This window comes from Comamonas kerstersii (assembly GCF_008801935.1).
GTDB classification, from domain to species: Bacteria; Pseudomonadota; Gammaproteobacteria; order Burkholderiales; family Burkholderiaceae_C; genus Comamonas; species Comamonas kerstersii.
On the sequence record NZ_VZOT01000031.1, the window covers coordinates 1 to 1,469 of the forward strand.

The window sequence follows — 1,469 nt, forward strand, 5'->3', positions numbered from 1 at the left end:
GTCAGCTCAGGGCGGTCGCTCTTGGTCACTTCACGGCCCACAAAGGCGCTCTTGCCCGAATCAGCCACAGCCGCCACGGTTTCAACGGCTGCAGAGCCGCCGGTAGCAGCAGCAGCGTCAAAGCCGGTGGTACGCACGGTGATCACCTTGGTGGCATCAGCAGATTGCACGGTGGCAATGGCATTGCCTGCGTAGATGGGGCGCTCGAAAGTATCAGCAGACACCACAGCAGTGATGTCGCTGATCTGGGCTACGTCCAGCTTGGCGGCCACACGGGGGGCTGCGTTCTTGCCGGAAGCGGTGGCGGGGAACAGGATGTGGCTGTAGTTGCCGGCGATGGCCAGCACCTGTGCAGCCAGGTTCTCCGCCAGGCCGTCCTTGAGACTTGCGCCATCGGCATGGATGACCTTGGACACTCCAGCGATCTGGGCAGCAGCAGCGGCTGCAGCAGCGGCGTTTTCACCTGCCACCAGCACGTGCACATCACCACCGCAGGCCACAGCAGCCGTGACGGTGTTCAGGGTTGCGCCCTTAATGGAGGCGTTGTCGTGTTCAGCAATAACGAGGGAAGTCATTTCAACTCCAAAATTCTTTACGTTCTTACGAAGTCCGCGAACGGGCATCGACCTTCAAAACCCGCACGTCTCAAAGCCAGAGACAGCGAGCTAGGGCCGCCCCGACGCGAGGCTGTCGTCCCCCTTGGGGGAAGACGCGAAGCGGCTCAGGGGGTTAGATCACTTTCGCTTCGTTTTTGAGTTTTTCTACGAGCGTTGCAACATCGGGCACCTTCACACCAGCGCCACGCTTGGCAGGCTCTGCCACCTTCAGGGTCTTGATGCGGGGGGCCACATCCACGCCCAGGTCTTCAGGCTTGACGGTGTCCAGCTGCTTTTTCTTGGCCTTCATGATGTTGGGCAAGGTCACGTAGCGGGGCTCGTTCAGGCGCAGGTCGGTGGTGATCACTGCAGGGGTAGACAGGCTCAGGGTTTCCAGGCCGCCGTCCACTTCACGGGTCACGTTCACCTTGTCGCCAGCCACTTCCACCTTGGAGGCAAAAGTAGCTTGTGGCAGGTCTGCCAGCGCCGCCAGCATCTGGCCTGTCTGGTTGCAGTCATCGTCAATGGCCTGCTTGCCCAGAATCACCAGGCCGGGTTGCTCCTTGTCCACCAGGGCCTTGAGCAGCTTGGCCACGGCCAGGGGCTGCAGCTCTTCATTGGTTTCCACCAGGATGGCACGGTCCGCACCAATGGCCATGGCCGTGCGCAGGGTCTCCTGGCACTGGGTCACGCCGCAGGAGACAGCGATCACCTCGGTGACCACACCCTTTTCCTTCAGGCGCACGGCTTCTTCGACGGCAATCTCGTCAAAGGGGTTCATGCTCATCTTGACGTTGGCGATGTCCACGCCTGTGCCGTCGGACTTCACGCGGACTTTGACGTTGTAGTCCACCACGCGCTTGACTGGGACCA

1 protein-coding gene and 1 pseudogene are annotated in these 1,469 nt (G+C 61.1%); both read right to left on the reverse strand.

Annotated elements, in window-relative coordinates:
• A pseudogene (locus F7P80_RS16630) lies at positions 1-575 on the reverse strand (electron transfer flavoprotein subunit alpha/FixB family protein); the annotation flags it as partial.
• A 154-nt stretch (positions 576-729) separates the two neighbouring features.
• Positions 730-1,469: electron transfer flavoprotein subunit beta/FixA family protein (locus F7P80_RS16635; RefSeq protein WP_249041515.1), on the reverse strand; the 740-nt coding region annotated here is incomplete at its 5' end.